Origin of the sequence: Faecalibacterium sp. I4-3-84 (genome assembly GCF_023347255.1) — a bacterium.
Classification (GTDB): Bacteria; Bacillota; Clostridia; order Oscillospirales; family Ruminococcaceae; genus Faecalibacterium; species Faecalibacterium taiwanense.
Map to the genome: position 1 here is coordinate 2,093,201 of NZ_CP094466.1, position 19,413 is coordinate 2,112,613.

Here is a 19,413-nt window from a genome sequence, read left to right on the forward strand (position 1 = left end):
CCTGATTCTGAAAATAAGGGGGCGTGGCAATGGCAGCCACCCGCAGACAACATAAAAACCAAAAAGAAAGTGCATGGGTGCCGCCGCTGCAGCGGGACCCGGGACCGTGGAACCGGCTGCTGCTCAACTGGCTGGCAACGCTGGCCATTATCATGGTGTTCGGCCTTGTAATGCTGTACAGCGCAAGCTACACCACCGGCTACCTGCGCATGGGCGACAGCCTGCACTACATCAAGCAGCAGGCTATCTGCATGGCCATTGGCATTGGCTGTATGGTAGTCATGAGCTATGTGGATCACCGCTTCCTGCGCTGGGCGAGCAAGCCGCTGTACTGGGTGGTGCTGGCCATGCTGGCCGTCACGCTGACCTTTGCACCGCTGAACGGCTGCCGCCGCTGGATCCGTCTGGGCGGCCTGACTCTGCAAACCTCTGAGGTGGCAAAGTTTGAGATGATCCTGCTCTCGTCCCATCTGGCGGCAAGTGCGCCGCAGATCGGCCGGTTCAGCCCGTCGCTGAGAGAAAAGATCAAGCCAAAGGATTGGCTGTTCATCCGCATCGTAAGGCAGCTGATCGTGCCGGTGCTGCCGCTGGTGCCGGTGGTGTTGCTGCTGTTTTTAGAGCCGCACATGTCCGGCATCCTGCTGACCACCGCCATCGTGGGCACCATCCTCATGCTGACCGGCTGCGGCGGTGTATTGACATGGTGCGGGGCCGCAGCGGCGGCTCTGCTGCTGAAACCGGCCCTGACGCTGGTGGAATCCATTGGCTATCTGCAGGACCGCCTGAACACATGGTCCGATGATCTGGAAGCGCTGAACGACCAGACCAAGCAGAGCTTGTACGCCATCGGCTCCGGCGGACTGAAGGGCCTTGGCCTTGGCAACAGCGTGGAAAAGCAGCTCTGGCTGCCGGAAAGCACCAACGACTTCATCTTCAGTGTGGTGTGCGAAGAATTGGGCTTCATCGGTGCGGTGCTCATCATCGTGCTGTTCATACTGCTCATAGCGCAGGGCCTGATGATCGCCTATAAGGCCGAGAACCAGTTCTGCACCATGGTGGGGATTGGCATTATGGCGCAGATCGCCTGGCAGGTGTTCTGCAACATCGCCGTGGTCACCAACACCATCCCGAATACCGGCATCAGCCTTCCGTTTTTCTCGTCCGGCGGCACCAGTCTGATCTTGCTGCTGGCAGAAATGGGCGTGATGGTGAACATTGGGCGCAACGGAGAGCGGGCGGCGCAGCAGAGGGCGGCGGCCCACGCACAGCGGCAGGCTGCAAAGGCTCAGCGTGATGCGGAGCTGAAGGACCGTACCATCAATCTGGACGATGCCCGCCGTGCGCGCGATGAACTGTAACGACTGTTTTGAGGGCGCAGGCCAGTGGGGAGCTCCCCGATGGCCTGCCCAGATGCACTAATAATAGAGGAGGAATCGTCATGCGAGTTCTGATTGCTGCCGGCGGCACTGCCGGCCATATCAACCCGGCACTTGCCATTGCAGGTGCTATCAAAAAGGCAGACCCTTCTGCCGAGATCCACTTTGCCGGCCGCAAGGAGGGCATGGAGTACCGTCTGGTAGGACAGGCGGGCTATCCCTTCCACCATATCGAGATCACCGGTTTCCAGCGCAGGCTGTCGCTGAACAACATCAAGCGCAACATCGTTACGCTGTGGAATCTGGCCCTCTCTGGCCCCAAGGCAAAGGCCATTATGAAGGAGGTCAAACCCGATCTTGTGATCGGCTGCGGCGGCTATGTGTCCGGCCCGGTGGTGCGCTGTGCCGCCAAAATGGGCATCCACACCGCCATTCATGAGCAGAACGCCTTCCCCGGCGTGACCAACAAGCTGCTGGCACCGGATGTGGATCTCGTGTTTGCCGCCGTGCCTGCTGCTGTGGAAAAGCTGGGCGCACCTGATAAGACCATCGTGGTGGGCAATCCGGTGCGCCCGGAGGTGTTCACCAAGGCAAAGGACCGCGATGCCATCCGCGCTGAGCTGGGCGCGGGCGACCGCACGGTGATCCTTTCCTTCGGCGGCAGCCTTGGCGCACGCCGCGTCAACGAGGTGGTGGCCGACCTGTGTGCATGGGAACAGCACGAGAAGAAGCCGGTGCTGCATCTCCACGCTACCGGCCAGTACGGTGTGCAGCTGTTCAAGGATCTGGAAAAGGAAAAGAACTTCGCGGAAGGCGACGGCCTTGTGGTGAAGGAATACATCAACAATATGCCGGAACTGCTGGCTGCGGCAGACCTTGTCATCAGCCGCGCCGGTGCGCTGACGCTGGCCGAGCTGGAAGCTGTTGGCCGTGCAGCCGTGCTCATCCCCAGCCCCAATGTGGCTGAGAACCACCAGTACTTCAATGCCATGGAACTGCAGAAGGCCGATGCCGCTGTGGTGATCGAGGAAAAAGATCTGACCGGCGAAAAGCTGGTGAGCACGGTGTCCGACATGCTGGCACAGCCCGGCAAGCTGGCTGAGATGGGCAAAAATGCCCGCAGCCTGTCGGTGGATGACAGCCTTGACCGTATTGCAGACGCTCTGATGAAACTGGTGCAGAAGTAAAACAAAACCTAAACCGGAAAGGAGGTGTGCGCCATGCAGCAATACCGCAATAACAGAAACAACGGCAATATCTACGACCTGCGGAAAGACCTGCAGCATACTCCGCCGCCTTCACAACAAAAAGGATCTTCCGGCAGTGCGGACGGGCGCTATGGCTTCAACGGGGAACCGCTGAGCTTTGCGCCGGACCGCACCGCCAATGGTACGGTGCGCCGCACCCGTACCGATAATAGCATCGAGTTCCCTTCGCAGCCGCGCCGCACCGAACAGAGCGGCACCCGGCGCACCAGCGGCCAGAACCGGAACCGTACCGCGCAGCGATGCCGCACGGCCCAGCCGGAACAGCGTGCATCCGGCACGGCCCGCAAGCCGCAGCAGCGCCGTTCACAGGGACAGAAGCCGCGCAAGACAGCGGCTCAGGCAGCGCAGCAGCGCTACAAAAACCAGCGTCTGCGCCCGGCACAACAGCAGCCACGCGACCCGGTACAGCGGGAAAAACGCAAGAAGCGCCGCCTAACCCGCGCTGCACTGAAGCGGCGGCGGATGCTGCGGCGGCTGATGGCCTTTGTGACCCTGCTGGCCGTGATCGCCGCCGGTGTTTACCTGACCATGACCATGCTGTTTAAGATCGGCACCATTCAGGTGCAGACGGCGGACGGCACCGTGGTGCAGGAGGTGGGCGGCTATTCCAGCAGCCAGATCCTGCAGGCACTGGGTGTGCAGACCGAAGAGAACATTTTCAGCTTTGACCCTGCCGCCAAGGAAGCGGAACTGGAAAAGCAGTTCCCGCTGCTGGAATCCATCAGGGTGGTTCGGGATTACCCCAACACGGTGGTGGTGCAGGTGACCGAGGCGGTGCCTACCTATGCCATGCAGACGAAGAGCGGCTGGCTGACCCTCTCGGATCAGTTCAAGATCCTGGCCTGCGAGTCTGCCCAGCCGGAAGAACTCAAGACCCTATACGGCGGCGAGCCGGTGTCGGTGACACCCGGCGACCAGCTGACCTTTGCAGCGCAGGCAGACCCGGCGGCATCGGATGCATCCGGTTCGGCAGCAGCTTCGGCAGCGGTGCAGACGGACGACCGTCTGGATGCGCTGAATGAGCTGCAGGCAAAGCTGGAAGAGTATGGGATGCTGGACGATGTGACCCGCATGGAATTTGCGGACACCGACCAGATGGCATTTTTGTATCAGGATCGTGTCAGTGTGCTTCTGGGTACACGGAACGATCTGGATTATAAGCTGGACCGCGCACGCTATGTGCTGACCAATGCCGACGGCAAGGGTTGTGCCCCTACCGACACCGGCAGACTGGATTTCAGCCATGTCAGCGCGGGCAGCACCCGTAAAATTTACTTTGCACAGGGCCAGCCGACCCTGCCCTCCGGTTATGTTGTGCCGGAAAAGACCGTGCCGGAAGAGCCTGACACCTCTGCTGCCGAGGATACTGCGGCAGACGGTGCAGAGGATGCCGCTGCGGCCCAGCCTGCGGACGATACGGCGGCAGCTGCGGAAGAAACACCGCTGACCGACCCCGCCCGCATGACCACAAATAACGAAGAAAACCCCATGTGACAAAATGTTTTGAGGAGCGTGTGCAGTATGAAACTGGAACAGTTATTGGAAGGCGTGCCCTTTACCCTTGCGCAGGGCAGTCTGGACACCGAGATCTCGGATATCATCTACGACAGCCGCAAGGCGGCACCGGGCCTTTTGTTCGTGTGCATCGTGGGCACCCAGCGTGACAGCCATGAGTTTGCCGCCGACTGTGCGGCAAAGGGTGTCAGCGCACTGGTCATCCAGCACGACATCGACCTTTCCACCCTGCCGGGCGTGACTGTGGTCAAGGTGGAAAGCAGCCGCTATGCCATGGCTCTGATGAGCGCGAACCTCTTCGGCAACCCGTCCCGCAAGATGACCATGATCGGTGTGACCGGCACCAAGGGCAAGACCACTACCACCCACATGATCAAGAGCGTGCTGGAAGCTGCAGGCCGCAAGGTGGGCATGATCGGCACCAACGGCATTTATTATATGGGCCGCCACAAGGAAACTGCCAACACCACCCCGGAAAGCTACGAGCTGCAAAAGACCTTTCGAGAATTTCTGGATGCAGGCTGCGACACCGCGCTGATGGAAGTTTCCAGCCAGGGCCTGATGATGGACCGCGTGGCCGGTGTGCACTACAATGTGGGCGTGTTCACCAACCTTTCGCCGGATCACATCGGCCCCGGCGAGCACAAGACCTTTGAGGAGTACCGCAGCTGGAAGGGCCAGCTGTTCAAGCGCTGCGACGTGGGCGTGGTGAACATTGACGATGAGAATACCGAAGCACTTCTGGAAGGCCACACCTGCCGCCTTGTCACCTATGGCCGCGCTGAGCAGGCGGACTACCGCGAGACCGGCTTTGAACTGCTGCGCACCCACGATTTTCTGGGCGTGAAGTTCCATGTGACCGGCAAGGACGAGATGGATGTGAAGGTGAACATGCCCGGCGAGTTCAGCGTGTACAACGCGCTGGCAGCTCTGGCGGTGGGCAAGGTGCTGGGCCTGCCGGATCAGGCAATCCACGACGGCCTTGGCAAGTGCGTGGTCAAGGGCCGCGTGGAGCTGGTGCCCATCAGCAAGAAGTTCACCATCCTGCTGGACTACGCCCACAACGAGGTGTCCACCGAAAGCCTGCTCACCACTCTGCGGGCCTACAAGCCCCACCGTCTGGTGGTGGTGTTCGGCTGCGGCGGCAACCGCTCCAAGCTGCGCCGCTACGGCATGGGCGAGATCTGCGCCAAAATGGCCGATTTCTCCATCCTTACCGAGGACAACAACCGCTTTGAAAAGGTGGAGGACATCCTTGCTGATATCCGCGTGGGCATGAACAAGGGCAACCCGGACGCAAAGTTCGTGGAGATCCCCGACCGTCTGGATGCGCTGCACTACGCAGTGGATCACGCGCAGGAGGGCGACCTGATCGCCGTCATTGGCAAGGGCCACGAGACCTACCGTGACCGCGAGGGTGTCAAGACCCCGTTCCTGGAGCGGGAGCTGCTGGAAGAGTATGCACAGCAGATCGGGCTGGAATAACAGATAAAAAATAACGCCGTGTCGAATGTTCAGACACGGCGTTATTTTTTGCGGTAATTATGCTTTCAGCTGCGGAGCCTTGTTCTCCGGCAGGAGATTGGTCATGCTCTTCAGGCTGATGCCGATGGTGGAGAGATTATGCAGCATGGCAGAGGAGGCCGGCTGCAGGATGCCCAGAGCACCCAGTGCGATGAGGGCCGAGTTGAAGGTGAGCACGAAGCGGTAGTTTGCGTGCACGCGCTTTTGCAGAGAGTTGGCGATGGCCTTGAGGGCCACCAGCTCCTCCAGACTGTCGGCTTTGATGGTCACGTCTGCAATCTCGCGGGCGATGGCAGCACCGGAGTTGATGGCAATGCCAATGTCGGCAGCGGACAGGGCGGGGGAGTCGTTGATGCCGTCACCGATCATCACCACGGTGTGGCCCTCGGCCTTGGCCTGCTGGACGAAGTTTGCCTTGTCCTCGGGCAGCACCTCGGCAAAGAAGCGGTCCACGCCCACCTGCTTTGCAATGGCGGCAGCGGTGCGCTCGCTGTCGCCGGTCATCATGACGGTGTTCCGGATGCCCAGCGCACGCAGGCCGTTCAGCACAGCGGCGGCTTCCGGGCGCAGCGGGTCGGAAATGCAGATCACGCCCACCAGCTGCCCGCTGGCAGCCATGTACAGGTGCGAATACGCGGGCTTGAGGGCATCGAACTTCTGCTGCTCGGCTGTGGGGATGGTACACTTTTCATCCTCAAAGACAAAGTGGTGGCTGCCGATGACCACGCGCTCGCCGCCCACGCGGCTTGCAATGCCGTGGGCCACGATGTATTCCACCTCGGAGTGCATCTCCTCATGGGAAATGCCGCGCTCTTTGGCGGCACGCACCACGGCGTTGGCCATGGAGTGGGGGAAATGCTCCTCCAGACAGGCGGCCAGCTGCAGAACTTCGCGCTCGTTGCAGCCGGAGAAGGGCACGACCTCCACCACCTGCGGGGTAGCGCGGGTGAGGGTGCCGGTCTTGTCGAACACGATGGTGTCTGCCTTGGACAGGGCTTCCAGATACTTGCCGCCCTTGACGGTGATGTGGTAGCTGCCGCACTCGCGCATGGCGGAAAGCACGGCCAGCGGCATGGAGAGCTTGAGCGCGCAGGAGAAATCCACCATCAGGCAGGAGATGGCGCGGGTGGCGTTGCGGGTGAGCAGATAGGTGACCACCGTTGCGCCCAGACACCATGGCACCAGCTTGTCGGCCAGCACCAGCGCACGGTTCTCGGTGCTGGACTTGAGCTTTTCGGATTCCTCGATCATGGCCACGATCTTATCGTAGCGGTTGGAACCGCCCTCGGCCTTGGCGATAAAGACACACTCGCCCTCCTCCACAACGGTGCCGGCATAGAGGGTGGCCCCCTCTGCCTTGCGCACCGGCATAGCTTCGCCGGTCAGGGCAGCTTGATTCACCATGGCTTCGCCTTCCAGCACGGTGCCGTCCAGCGGGATCATATTGCCGCTGCGCACGACCACCTCATCGCCGGAGCGTACTTTGGTCAGAGGCACCAGCACTTCGGTGCCTTGGCTGCGCACCCACACCTTGTCCACGTTCAGGGCCATGCTGCGGGCCAGATCGTCCAGACTCTTCTTGCGGGTCCACTCTTCCAGCAGAGAGCCCAGATTCAGCAGGAACATGACAGAACCGGCGGTGCCAAAGTCGCCGCGCAGCAGCGAGACGCCGATGGACAAAGCGTCCAGCACCTCCACTTCCAGCCTGCGGCTCAGCACGCAGCGCACACCCTTCCAGAGAAAGCGGAAGGAGCGGAAGGCGGTGTAGGCAGCGTCAAGGGGTGCGGGCAGGAACAGCTTGCGCAGGCAGCGGCCTGCCACCAGATCGAACATTTTATCCTGATATTCCCGGTTCAGCCTGCGGCTGTCGGCGGAGGTGACCAGAGCGTCATACTCGGCCACATCGAACTTATAGCCTGCCAGAATGGCAATGGCGGCGGTGCGCTTGCCGGTATAGGTAATGACCACATCGCCGGTGCGCTCGTAAACGGCGGCATGGACGATGGCATCATGGTGGTTCAGATAAGCTTCCAGCACATCGGCACGGTGCAAAGTCATGCGGACTTTTTCCACATGCACGCGCATCCGGCCTTTGCCTTCATGCAGAATGGTACATTTCATATATCAAATATCCTTCTCTATCTTTTTGCCGCAGCGTCAGGCTGCTATACCCTGCACGCCTGCGGCCCCACTCTCACAAAAAAGAGCCGCCCGAAGGCGGCTCGAAAGCCACGTTGGGGCTTTCAATGCTTTACGAACCGAAAATTACTCAGCGGTCTCTTCGGTGGTCTCGGCAGCTGCATCCTCGATCACAGCAGCCTCGGCTTCAACAGCACGAGCCTCGTTGATGGCCTTTGCATCGGCCAGAATGTCACCGGCCTGCTCCTGAACCTTGCTGACGGTCTCCATGGTGGAGTCCTTCATGCGCAGCACGGCAGCAGTGGTCTGGGTGTAGACCTTCTTGGCGTCCTTGCTGGACAGCAGCTTGAAACCGGCAGAACCGAACAGCGTGCCGGCGGCGAACAGTGCGATCTTCTTGATATCCATAGTAACTTCCCTACCTTTTCTATTTCCTGTCAGAGGCCCTGCATCCGCAGGACCTGTAAGATGAATATACCGGCCCAAAAGCCGGAGAACAGGGTGGACATTTCCCTTCTGTCGAGCCTATTGTAGCACAGAATTTACCATTTTCAAGCTTTTTCTTGAATGTTAATACGTGTAAACTTTTTACGATGCGTAGTTAGAAAAAGCTATCTCTAACGCGTTTTTCAAGACAAACTACAGTTTGTAAATAAAAACTAACCGGCAGATGGGACGAGAAAGAATTTCCAGTTTGTAAAAATGCAGTTTACCACATAAGTCAGACGGCCTCGCCCTCTCAGTCTCGCATTGGCTGCCAAAGGCTCTCCCCGTGGGAGAGGTGGATTTGCGAAGCAAAGACGGAGAGGGCGAGCACATTAAAATAAAAGCATCCGCAATAAAACTTTCCAAACTTTTTGAAGCTCAGAAATGCTTTTTGCAGATGCTTTTCATTTTTTGACAGTTTTTACAGGATGCGCACCCGGACCACGGCGGGGATGGCAGCCAGCTTTTCGGCCAGCTTTTTGTCCACAGCACCGGTAGCATCCAGCATGGTGTAGGCCATGTTCTTTTTGCTCTTGTTCACCATGTTCTCGATGTTCAGGCCGGCTTCGGTGGTCAGGGCGGTGATCTGGCTGATCATGCCCGGCTCGTTTTTGTGGATGATGCAGATGCGCTTGCCGCCGGCTCTGGGCTGGTTGACCTCCGGCATGTTCACCGAGTGGATGATGTTGCCGTTCTTCAGGTAGTCGCTCAGCTCCTTTGCAGCCATCACGGCGCAGTTGTCCTCGGCTTCCGGAGTGGAAGCACCCAGATGCGGGGTGCACACGATGCCGGGCTTGCCCAGAATGGCCTCAGACGGGAAGTCGGTCATGTAGCCGGACACCTTGCCGGTCTCCATGGCTTCCAGCAGGGCTTCGGTGTTCACCAGTTCGCCGCGGGCGTAGTTCAGGATCTTCACGCCGTCCTTGCACAGGGCAAGGGTCTGGGTGTTGATGGTGTCCCTGGTGGTGGGCAGGTAGGGCACATGGATGGTGATGTAGTCGCACAGGGGTAGCATGTCGTTCAGGTTCACGCAGTGGTGTACCTGACTGCTCAGGTTCCAGGCGGCGTCAATGGAGATGTAGGGGTCGTAGCCGTAGACCTCCATGCCCAGCTCAATGGCGCAGTTGGCCACGCGGGAGCCGATGGCACCCAGACCGATGACACCCAGCGTCTTGCCCTTGATCTCGTTGCCCACGAACTGCTTCTTGCCCTTTTCCACGGTCTTTGCCATGGCGGGGTCGCCGGTCAGGCCCTGACACCACTGGGCAGCAACAGCCACATTGCGGCTTCCGGCGATCAGCATACCGATTACCAGCTCGGCCACAGCGTTGGCGTTGGCACCGGGGGTGTTGAACACCACGATGCCCTGCTCACTGCAGCGGTCCAACGGGATGTTGTTCACGCCGGCACCGGCGCGGGCGATGGCCAGAAGATTGTCGTTGAAGGCGGTATTCAGCATGTCGGCGCTGCGCACAAGGATGCCGTCCGGGGCATCGGTGTCCACAGCCACCTCAAACTGCTTGTTGTTCAGCTTTGCCAGACCCACCGGGCTGATGGCGTTCAAAGTTTTGATCGTATACATATCTGAATTCCCCTCTTATGCATTTGCCTTGCGGAACTTCTCCATGAAGTCCACCAGCTTGTCCACGCCCTCGGCGGGCATTGCGTTGTAAATGGAAGCGCGCATACCGCCTACCAGACGGTGGCCCTTCAGGTTCACGAAGCCTGCTTCTGCAGCTTCGGCGCAGAACTTCTTGTCCAGATCTGCATTGGGGCTGGTGAAGGTGACATTCATGGTGCTGCGGTAGCGGTGCTCCACAGGATTCGTGAAGAAGCCCTGACCGTCCAGATAGTCGTACAGCACTTTGGCCTTGGCTTCGTTGATCTTCTGCATGTTGGCAAGACCGCCGATGTCGTTTTCCAGATACTTGAGCACCAGACCGGTCATATAGATACACCAGCAGGGGGGCGTGTTGTACATGCTGTCCTTGCCCAGCAGGGTGGTGTAGTTCATCATGGTGGGCACATTGTCGGCGGCATGGCCCAGCAGGTCGTCGCGGACGATGGCAATTGCCATGCCGGCGGGAGCTACATTCTTCTGCACGCCGAAGTAGATGCAGCCGTACTTGGTCACATCCACCGGCTTGGAGAGGATCATGGAGCTCATGTCGGCTACCAGAGGGACGCCCTCCACCTGCGGCACCTCGACAAACTGAGTGCCGAAGATGGTGTTGTTCTGGCAGATGTGGATGTAGCTGGCATCCTTGTCATAGTTGATGGCGTTCACGTCCGGGATGTAGGTGAAATTTTTATCCTTGCTGGAAGCAACGATGTTCACCTCACCGAATTTGGCGGCTTCCTTGGCGGCAAGGTTCGAGAAATTGCCGGTGACAAGGTAATCTGCTTTGCCGGTGGTCATGAAATTCAGCGGGACCATGGCAAACTGCTGGGTCGCACCGCCCTGAAAGAAACCGACCTTGTAGTTGTCGGGAATGTTCATTACCCGGCGCAGGGTGGCCTCGGTGTCCTTGATGATGGCATCGAACCACTTGCTGCGGTGGCTCATCTCCATCACGCTCTGACCGCTGTCGCCGTACTCGAGCAGCTCTGCCTGTGCCTGCTTGAGCACCTTCTCGGGCAGCATGCTGGGGCCTGCGCTGAAGTTGTAAACTCGTGCCATAATGAACTCTCCCTTTCCTGTATCGCACAGCACCGCGGTTTTCTGCGGTGCGTTCTGTTGATTGCTGTAGCCGTAGTATACCGGTTTTGCAGGGATGAAAACAAGAGCATCTTTGCACAAAGATACGGCGCAAAAGCCCCTGCGCAGGCACAAAGCACACAAATGTCCTTAACAGAAAGACAAAAACAAAGACAAGTGTAAAATAGAGCTGAAAAAGCCTGATTTCATCGGCGTTTCCGGCTCTTGCGCTTTAGCGCAGAAATTGGTATAATAATAAAACAAAGACAAATGTAAAAGCAAAAAAGATGCCAAAAGGAGGGAGAACAGCAGGATGTACGGCATCCCGGACAGTGTAAAGCCGCTTTCGGCGGCAGAGGAGCAGGTCATGCTGGCGGTGTGGGCCTGCCGTGCGCCCGTCACCCGACGGGACATCGACGCAAAGCTGCGCGCAAAGGGCTGGGCACCGGCGACCGTGCTCAACTTTCTTTACCGGCTGGAAGAAAAGGGTTGGGTGAAAAGCGGCAAGGATGGCAACCGCAATACCTACACTCCGGCCATCACCCAGCGCGCCTATAATGTGTGGAGCATGCGCGAACGGCTGGACACCCTCTTTGGCGGCGACCTTGCGGCAGCGGTGCGCGCGCTGGTCAGCGAAAGCGGCTGCGGCCAGAGCGAGCTGGAACAGGCCATGAAGGTGCTGGAGGAAAAGCATCTGGAAGCGGAAGAATATGATCTGTATGACCCTTATGGGTAAAAAGGAGAGCGGAAGATGGATTGCAAACTGCGTGCCAAAAACTGCGGCGGCTGCCCGATGCTGGGCATGGACTACGCCGCACAGCTGAAACAGAAAGAAGAGACCGTGAAAAAGCTGCTGGGCAGATTCGGCCCGGTGGAGCATATCCGGGGCATGGAAACGCCGTACCACTATCGGAACAAGGTGATCTCCACCTTTACCACCGGCTGGGGTGGAAAACTTACCTCCGGCATCTACGCGGCAAACAGCCACAAGGTGCTGCCGGTGGAAAGCTGCCTTTTGCAGGACGAAGTGCTGGATAAGACCATGCTGGCCGTGCGTGCGGCAGCGGGCACCTGCCATTACCAGCCTTTTAATGAGGATAAGGGCACCGGCCTTCTGCGTCACTGCCTGCTGCGGCGCGGTGTTATGACCGGGCAGGTGATGGTGGTGCTGGTGACAGCTCAGCCGGTGCTGCCGGGGGCCAAGAACTTTGTCAAAGCCCTGCTGACCGAAGCCGGAAAGCAGGGCGTGGCCATCACCACCATTGTCCAGAACGTGAACGACCGCAAAACCAGCGTGGTGCTGGGCGATATGGAAAAGGTGCTGTACGGCAAGGGATTCATTCTGGATACCCTCTGCGGCAAGACCTATGCCATCAGCCCACGCAGCTTTTATCAGATCAATCATACCCAGACCGAAGTGCTGTACGGCCTTGCAGTGGACGCGGCGCATCTCACCGGCAAAGAAGTGGTGCTGGATGCCTACTGCGGCATCGGAACCATCGGCCTGACCGCCGCCGATCATGCAAAGCAGGTAGTGGGCGTGGAGGTGAACCGCGACGCCGTGCACGATGCCATTGGCAATGCAAAGCACAACGGCGTGAAGAACGCCCGCTTCTTTGCCGCGGATGCCACCCGATGGATCGGCGAAGCCGCTGCGGCTGGTGAACGCGCAGACGTGATCTTTATGGACCCGCCGCGGGAGGGTTCTACGCCGCAGTTTATCGAAAGTGTGGCCCGCATGGCCCCGAAACGTGTGGTCTATGTGAGCTGCAACCCGGTCACACTGGCCCGGGATCTGGAGCTGCTGACGAAGAAAGGCTACAAGGTGGAGTGCAGCACGCCGGTGGATATGTTCCCCCACAGTGAGCATGTCGAGACGGTAGTATTATTGTCCAAACTCAAAGTCGACCATCATATCGAAATAGAACTTAAGATGGATGAGTTGGATTTAACGGCGGCGGAAAGTAAAGCAACCTACGATGAAATCAAAGCTTATGTTTTGAACAAGTACGGACTAAAAGTAAGCCAGCTTTATATCGCTCAGATAAAAAGAAAGTGTGGAATCATCGAAAGAAAAAATTATAACGTATCCAAAAAGGAAGATGCGAAAGTACCGCAGTGCCCGCCAGAGAAAGAGGCAGCGATTATGGACGCATTAAAGCATTTTCAAATGATTTGAAAAATTTTATAAATACGCCGTTTTCGGACGGCGCTCACTTCAAAAGGTGTTGCTTTCGGGCAGCGCCTTTTGTTTTGCCGGTCTGAGAGAAAAGGGGGTGAAAACATGGCCGAGCCGGGTGCATTGGATTACTTTTACGGAACGGAGGCAGAACAATATACCTTTTACCGGATTCCGAAGGTGTTGTTTACCGACCCCGGCTTCCGGCGTATAACAGCAGACGCGAAAATCCTGTACGGCCTGATGTTAGACCGCATGGGGCTGTCCATACGCAACGGCTGGCTGGACGAACAGGAGCGCGTGTTCATCTACTTCACGTTGGAAGAAACGATGGACGCGATGTGCTGTGGCCATAATAAGGCGGTGTCCCTGTTCACCGAGTTAGACAAGGTGGGCCTGATCGAGCGCAAGAAGCAGGGCCAGGGCCGCCCCACAAAAATCTATGTCAAGAACTTTATCCGGAAAGAGGAAGTCAAGACTTCCGAAAACCGGAAGTCTGCACTTCCCGAAACCGGAACTCTTGACTTCCGAAAATCGGACACAATCAATACTGATAAGAATAAGACTGATAGGAACGATACTGATCCATCTATCCATCCGGCGGCGCAGCCTTCGGAGGATAGACCGCCTACGGCGGCTGATGCGATGGATACGATACGGGCCTATCGGGAGATTTTGAAGGAGAATATTGAGTATGACATTCTCCGGAAAAACCTGGGCTATGACTGCGACCTGCTGGATGAAATTCTGGACATTCTGGTAGATACGGTATGCAGCACCCGAAAAATGATCCGCATTGGAGGCGAGGACTACCCAAAGGAGGTTGTGAAAAGCAGACTGCTGAAGCTGGACTCCGGCCACATCGAGTATGTGATCAGCAGCCTGCATGAGAATACGACGAAGGTGCGGAACATTCGTGCCTACCTTCTGACCTCCCTCTACAATGCCCCTACCACCATCAACAGTTACTACACCGCACTTGTCAATCACGATATGTACGGCAGCGGGTAACTGTTTTTTCATACTCAAATGAGGGCGGCGAGCCGGTCTTATCCGGCCCGCCCTTGGTTACCAATCTGCAAATGAACGGCACTGTGTCAAGAACGCGCACGGTGCGCGTTCATTTCATTCTTGACGCGGGGCCGTTGGTTTGCCACCCGGCACGAAGCCGGAGAAAGGAGCGACCCCATGAAGAAACCGTTTGCTTACATTTCTGCCGCCTGGAGCGGCCAGGAATTTACCGACACCGACCAGGCGGTGGTCTACTGCCGCAAGGTCTATCAGGCCGGTTTTACCCCGATCTGTCCCGTCCTCTATCTGCCGCACTTCCTCAATGACTCCATCCCCGCCGAACACAAGGACGGGATTGATATGGCGCGGGAGCTGCTGCGGCGCAGCCATGTGTTGATTGTCTGCGGCGACGAGGTGGACGAAGCCGTAAAGAACGATATTGCTGTGGCGCAGCGGCTTGGCATTACGGCCACCACGCTGGACGGCATTTTGAAAATCCGGAGCCAGGGCCATGAAGAAGCCCGTTGATTTCTTTCACCGGCGGCTGCGTTTCCTGCTGCACCGACTGGTGGTGCCGCCTTAGTATTCTGCTTTCCATTTCCACCCTGCCGGAAAGGAGGATAGCCCATGCAGGAAGAATTGGAACAAAAATCTGTGGCGATCAGCATTAAAGCGGGAAAGCTGACCGCAAATCTCTTGAAAAAGGCCCTGGAAAAAGCCCTGGCAGAAATGACAAAAAGCCAGAAGAACCCGAAAATTTATAAGGGCAAGCAGAGTGTGAAGCACCTTGTCCGGCAGGGCGCAGGCGTTTCCAATATCGAGATCACAGATGGTAACATCAAGTCCTTTGAGCGTGTTGCCCGTAAATACGGTGTTGATTTCGCACTGAAAAAGGACACCACAAGCCAGCCCCCCCGCTATCTGGTCTTTTTCAAGTCACGGGACGCGGATGCGCTGACCGCCGCTTTTGCGGAATATTCCGGCAAGGTGGTAAAGCGCCAATCCCAGGAAAAGCCGTCGGTTCGCCGTCAGCTTACACAGCTTCAGGAGGTTGTCCGGAAAATGGCGCAGTCTCTCTCCCGCAACAAACAGCAGGAGGTGACGCGATGAAGAACCTGCCAAAAATCAATCCGTCAAAGGCACTCAAAGCCAGCCTTCCCTACCTGATTGCCGGTCTGCTCTGCACGAAGCTGGGGGAAGCCTACCGGCTGACTACCGGTGGCGATGTGATTGACCGGCTACTGGCAGCATTTACAAAGCTGGGGCTGGTATTTCAAAACCCGTTTCCCAGCCTTCATCCCTTTGACCTGCTGGTGGGCGCAGCGGCGGCTGTGCTGCTGCGTCTGGTGGTCTGGTCGAAGATCAAGAATCATCAATTTTATCCTTGTCATTTGGGGCGTTGTTACTCTTAGTTTCTGCCTGCAAGTTTTCACTGGAACCGATCCGGCAGAGATGATTGTCCGCAAGGTCAATGTCTTTGCAACAGAGGAGCAGATTCAGGCTGTGCGAGAGGAGCTGGGACTGGACGCTCCCTTTCTGGAACGCTACACCGACTACATAAAGGGCGTGTTGACCGGTGACCTTGGAACCGCAATCACAAACCGTCAGCCGGTCATCGAAAATATCAAAGATGCCCTTCCTGTAACCTGTATGCTGGTAGTTATGGCAATGGCTTGGGTCATCATCTTCACGGTACTGATTGCCGCCATCTCTGTCATACGAAAAGGCGGGATTTTCGATAATGTCATGCGGATTATCTGTATCATTGGAATTTGCGTGCCGAGCTTTTGGCTGGCGCTGATCCTGCTGACCGCCTTCGCGGTTCAAATCCCCATTTTCAGCGTGATCTCGGACGGTAGTTTCAAATCTTTGATTTTGCCATCGGTGGCAATGGCGGTCCCTATCATCTGCATTGCGGCCAGAGTGTTGCGGGCGGCAGTGCTGAATGAACTCAAAAGTGACTATGTGACCTATGCCAGAGCAAGGGGATTCTCCAATACCAAAATCGTGTATGGTGAGGTGTTGCGAAACGCCCTCCCCGCAGCCATTACGCTTTTCGCTCAATACTGTGCTGCGCTTTTTGGAACCTCCGCGTTGGTGGAGAGCGTTTTCTCCATCCAGGGACTTGGTATTTACCTGATGGAGTCCTGCGAGAGTATGGACATCTATGGGATTTCTGGCTCCATCCTGGTGTGCGGCGTGTTGTTCGTCCTGCTCAACACCCTGGCAGATCTGCTTTCGAGTGCTATCTGCCCTGCATATAGGAGGAAAGCGGTATGAAACGAAAAGGGCAAATCATTATTGGACTGGCTCTGATCCTGATTTTTATTCTTATGGCACTGGCGGCTCCGGTGTTGGCTCCCAATGATCCGAATGCCACAAACCTTGCGCTGAAAAACGCTCCGCCTTCTGCGGAGTATCCCCTTGGCTGTGACCAGATGGGCCGCTGTGAACTTTCAAGGCTTCTGTATGGTGCAAGATACTCTATGGGATTGACCATCCCGGTGTTGATTATACTGGCTGCCTTCGCTCTGTTCGTGGGATGCTATTCCAGTTATAAAGGCGGCCTGCTGGATGAAGTAATGAGGATACTTTGCGACATCCTTATGGCCTTTCCACTCATCGTCATTGCGATGGCATTGGTGTCGGCGGTGGATAATTCTGTGGCAAGTGTCATCATTGCCATCGGGATTTCTATGCTGGCGTGGTTTCTGCGGATGGTACGCTCTTATGCAAAAACTGAATGCGGAAAGGAATACATAGAGGCAGCCCGGATTTCCGGCGCTTCTGGCCTTCGCATTGTACTTCGCCACCTAATCCCAAATGTGTTCCCGCAGTTTGTGGTGTACTTCACCACTGGAATTGCCACGGCGATCATGTCGGTGTCCAGCTTTGCTTTCCTGGGCGTTGGGCTGATCGCTGGAACCCCGGAATGGGGTGCGATGCTCAATGAGGCCCGAAACAGTGTCTACTCAAACCCTGCGCTCCTGATTTATCCGGGCATCTGCCTCATCGTTTGCTGCGCGGGCTTCAACCTGCTGGGCGAGGGCCTGCGGGATGCCATTGGGAAGGAGGATGATATTCGTGTTGCTTGAGGTCAAAGACCTGAATATCTCTTTAACTTCCGGGAAAAGCGTGGCCGAACATATATCATTTCAGTTAGGCCAGGGGGAAATGCTCTCCATACAACTCTCCATTCTATATATCCGATAAGTGTATTTCCGTCCTCAAAAGTAATTTGGATTTTACTGTCTGCGTTAATATAAGTTTCTACGCCATAACTGCCATTTTCTAATGTTATTCTGTAACATGGTGTAATACCAACAATTTTCATAATTATTCCCGTTCCTTTCCTTTTTCCCGTTCCGGCTCTTTGCCTTGCCGCAAAATGCTGTCTATGTTCCGTTTGATAACGTCGTATTCCTTGACCTGTTTTTTCAGCTTGCCATAATCAGTGTAAAGGGCTTCTTTCTGCGCTTGGAGCTTCCCGTATTCTTCCTGCATGGCAGCAAGATTGGGGAGCTTGGTAACGCCCGCCGCTTTCAATGCCTTTGCCGCCGCTTCATGGAGTATCAGACTGCTTTCCTGCTTTGCCCGGTATGTGTCCTTATCCTTTGCCTTGCGGTATGCTTCATAGACGGGTTTTGTCTTTTGGTAGGTGGTAACGTGCTTCATCAGCACCGCCATATCTGCAAGACGCTTTTCCACGCTCTTTAATGAGTCTGCTGTCTTTTCATTTTCCGCATTTATTTCCTCAATCCGGCTGACTAAATCTGCGTACTGCTCAATCTTATGTTCCGTCAAGAAATTCATAGTCTTTGCAGCCAGTTTCAGATTATGGATTTTCGCCCACTGTTCATAGCCCCGGCTTTCTTGTGCCTTGATACTGTTTTCAATGTCAATAAGCAGCGATACGCCGCGCTGCTCTTTGGGAGTTTTCGCCGCCTTTGTGCGTTTGCCCTCTATCCGTTCTCTTATGGCTTCCTCTGTATAATCTGCACCGAGGGTTTTTAAGCGGGTAAAGCGTTCCTGTCCGGGAGCGCGGCAGGAGATATATTTTCCCTGCTTTATCTCATAACCCGCTGCCTGTAACCGCTGCAACAATTCTTCAAAACTTGCTATTTGGGGGATAAGCGTATCAACGGCAATTTTCAACTTGCCTTTCCAACTTGTACCGACCTTTTCCGCTTGATACTCCGCATAGCTTTTTCCCTTGCTGCCTTTGCCCGGAACGACAACCGACAGCCCGTTTTCCCGACACAGCTTATCGCTCATGTTCCGTATGCCGTAGTAGCTGCGCTTATTGGAATTGTACTTATGGTAGTCAACAAAATTTACCGCACAAAAAATGATATGGTTATGGATATGCCCTTTGTCTATGTGGGTTGTTAAGACGTATTCATGCTGTCCCTTTGTTACCGCGTCGGCAAGCTGCTTTCCGATTTCGTGGGCTTTCTCATAATCTACTTCTCCCGGCTCAAAGGACTGTATCAAATGGTGGGCGAGATTGTTTCCCTTATCTATGGCTTGTGCAAGCGTAAATCCAAACTCAATGTCTGCCGTTTCATAGCTGCACCCAAAGGAGGACACAAGCATTTTCCCGTCTGTTTTATCCGGGTTTTGGATATAGTCGAGGGCTTTTCTCAACGTGCTTTTAATAGGCTTAATCTTTGTAACCGCCATATCTCTGCAAGCACCCCCTTTATTTCCTCTATGTCCTCTTGGTAAACGCTGCCTGTCGCATTAACACGCTTTGCAATCTGATTGATGTTGACCCCGATTTTCTGTATCTCTGCTGTCATGGCTTTTATATCGCTATGGTCTGTCTGAATGATATACCCGTCAATGGCAATCTTGCGAAGATACGCCGCCATGTTCCGGGTAGGGACAAGCTTCATTTTCTGTTCAATCAATGCCCTTTCTTCCTCTGTTACATAGAATTTGATTTGTACTTTTCTTTTGCGTCCATTCATGCAATCACTCCTTTCCGTTCCGAGGGTTTGGGACACTTCCCAACAAGCAATTTTCAACCGACGCACCGCAGGACGGGAGGGAGAAAATACGGAAAAGGGTACTCTTTTCCTATGCTTGCTACGAAAGTTTTTTCCTCACTGGTTACTACAACGCAATGCTCTATATGCCAAAAAAGAGCAAAAGAAAAACGCTGCAATCTGTAAAGATTACAACGCTTCCTAAATCATATTCAATTTGCCGGAC

The 19,413-nt window shown here is 55.9% G+C and carries 18 protein-coding genes; 12 read left to right on the forward strand and 6 right to left on the reverse strand.

Annotated elements, in window-relative coordinates; translation table 11 throughout:
* Window positions 1-29 precede the first annotated feature (29 nt).
* From MTP41_RS10240 to MTP41_RS10255, 4 genes are all read left to right on the forward strand, one after another.
* The gene (locus MTP41_RS10240) at window positions 30-1,358 is read left to right on the forward strand and encodes an FtsW/RodA/SpoVE family cell cycle protein (RefSeq protein WP_154255511.1); all 1,329 of its coding nucleotides are present in this window, start codon (window positions 30-32) and stop codon (window positions 1,356-1,358) included.
* Between the two features lie 80 nt (window positions 1,359-1,438).
* Complete coding sequence (gene murG / locus MTP41_RS10245; protein ID WP_097774340.1) at window positions 1,439-2,563, forward strand: undecaprenyldiphospho-muramoylpentapeptide beta-N-acetylglucosaminyltransferase; 1,125 nt, start codon at window positions 1,439-1,441, stop codon at window positions 2,561-2,563.
* A gap of 33 nt (window positions 2,564-2,596) precedes the next feature.
* The gene (locus tag MTP41_RS10250) at window positions 2,597-4,138 is read left to right on the forward strand and encodes an FtsQ-type POTRA domain-containing protein (RefSeq protein ID WP_249235467.1); all 1,542 of its coding nucleotides are present in this window, start codon (window positions 2,597-2,599) and stop codon (window positions 4,136-4,138) included.
* A gap of 27 nt (window positions 4,139-4,165) precedes the next feature.
* Entirely contained in the window at window positions 4,166-5,644 is a 1,479-nt protein-coding gene (locus MTP41_RS10255; protein WP_249235468.1) for a UDP-N-acetylmuramoyl-L-alanyl-D-glutamate--2,6-diaminopimelate ligase, read from the forward strand.
* Between the two features lie 57 nt (window positions 5,645-5,701).
* On the opposite strand, the gene MTP41_RS10260 is transcribed toward MTP41_RS10255, so the two are convergent.
* The 4 genes from MTP41_RS10260 to serC form a co-directional block, all read right to left on the reverse strand.
* Window positions 5,702-7,804: a heavy metal translocating P-type ATPase gene (locus tag MTP41_RS10260; RefSeq protein WP_249235469.1), complete on the reverse strand. Its 2,103-nt coding sequence runs from the start codon at window positions 7,802-7,804 to the stop codon at window positions 5,702-5,704.
* A gap of 144 nt (window positions 7,805-7,948) precedes the next feature.
* Entirely contained in the window at window positions 7,949-8,230 is a 282-nt protein-coding gene (locus MTP41_RS10265) for a DUF6110 family protein (protein WP_249235470.1), read from the reverse strand.
* A gap of 499 nt (window positions 8,231-8,729) precedes the next feature.
* Entirely contained in the window at window positions 8,730-9,890 is a 1,161-nt protein-coding gene (locus MTP41_RS10270; RefSeq protein ID WP_249235471.1) for a phosphoglycerate dehydrogenase, read from the reverse strand.
* A 15-nt stretch (window positions 9,891-9,905) separates the two neighbouring features.
* Window positions 9,906-10,988, reverse strand: coding sequence for a 3-phosphoserine/phosphohydroxythreonine transaminase (serC, locus tag MTP41_RS10275; RefSeq protein ID WP_118528761.1), 1,083 nt, complete (start codon window positions 10,986-10,988; stop codon window positions 9,906-9,908).
* 331 nt (window positions 10,989-11,319) lie between these two features.
* Here serC and MTP41_RS10280 point away from each other — a divergent pair, with 331 nt between their 5' ends.
* The 8 genes from MTP41_RS10280 (at window position 11,320) to MTP41_RS10315 (ending at window position 17,291) form a co-directional block, all read left to right on the forward strand.
* Window positions 11,320-11,742 (forward strand): BlaI/MecI/CopY family transcriptional regulator, encoded by a 423-nt coding sequence (locus MTP41_RS10280; RefSeq protein ID WP_249235472.1) that lies wholly within the window; start codon window positions 11,320-11,322, stop codon window positions 11,740-11,742.
* A gap of 15 nt (window positions 11,743-11,757) precedes the next feature.
* On the forward strand, window positions 11,758-13,185 hold the full coding sequence (rlmD, locus tag MTP41_RS10285; RefSeq protein WP_249235473.1) for a 23S rRNA (uracil(1939)-C(5))-methyltransferase RlmD: 1,428 nt from the start codon (window positions 11,758-11,760) through the stop codon (window positions 13,183-13,185).
* A 105-nt stretch (window positions 13,186-13,290) separates the two neighbouring features.
* On the forward strand, window positions 13,291-14,196 hold the full coding sequence (locus tag MTP41_RS10290) for a DUF6017 domain-containing protein (RefSeq protein ID WP_178043361.1): 906 nt from the start codon (window positions 13,291-13,293) through the stop codon (window positions 14,194-14,196).
* 177 nt (window positions 14,197-14,373) lie between these two features.
* On the forward strand, window positions 14,374-14,724 hold the full coding sequence (locus tag MTP41_RS10295) for a DUF7768 domain-containing protein (protein ID WP_178043360.1): 351 nt from the start codon (window positions 14,374-14,376) through the stop codon (window positions 14,722-14,724).
* A gap of 99 nt (window positions 14,725-14,823) precedes the next feature.
* On the forward strand, window positions 14,824-15,306 hold the full coding sequence (locus MTP41_RS10300; protein ID WP_178043359.1) for a PcfB family protein: 483 nt from the start codon (window positions 14,824-14,826) through the stop codon (window positions 15,304-15,306).
* Complete coding sequence (locus MTP41_RS10305; RefSeq protein ID WP_249236578.1) at window positions 15,303-15,608, forward strand: conjugal transfer protein TraG; 306 nt, start codon at window positions 15,303-15,305, stop codon at window positions 15,606-15,608. The genes MTP41_RS10300 and MTP41_RS10305 overlap by 4 nt, the downstream gene beginning before the upstream one ends.
* Entirely contained in the window at window positions 15,586-16,476 is an 891-nt protein-coding gene (locus tag MTP41_RS10310; RefSeq protein WP_442900368.1) for an ABC transporter permease, read from the forward strand. Before MTP41_RS10305 ends, MTP41_RS10310 begins: the two co-directional genes overlap by 23 nt.
* On the forward strand, window positions 16,473-17,291 hold the full coding sequence (locus tag MTP41_RS10315) for an ABC transporter permease (RefSeq protein ID WP_249235474.1): 819 nt from the start codon (window positions 16,473-16,475) through the stop codon (window positions 17,289-17,291). The genes MTP41_RS10310 and MTP41_RS10315 overlap by 4 nt, the downstream gene beginning before the upstream one ends.
* 241 nt (window positions 17,292-17,532) lie before the next feature.
* Here the strand turns inward: MTP41_RS10315 and MTP41_RS10320 are convergent, their stop codons facing one another.
* Window positions 17,533-18,879 (reverse strand): relaxase/mobilization nuclease domain-containing protein, encoded by a 1,347-nt coding sequence (locus MTP41_RS10320; RefSeq protein ID WP_249235475.1) that lies wholly within the window; start codon window positions 18,877-18,879, stop codon window positions 17,533-17,535.
* Entirely contained in the window at window positions 18,840-19,169 is a 330-nt protein-coding gene (locus MTP41_RS10325) for a plasmid mobilization protein (RefSeq protein WP_009905253.1), read from the reverse strand. The genes MTP41_RS10320 and MTP41_RS10325 overlap by 40 nt, the downstream gene beginning before the upstream one ends.
* Window positions 19,170-19,413 lie beyond the last annotated feature (244 nt).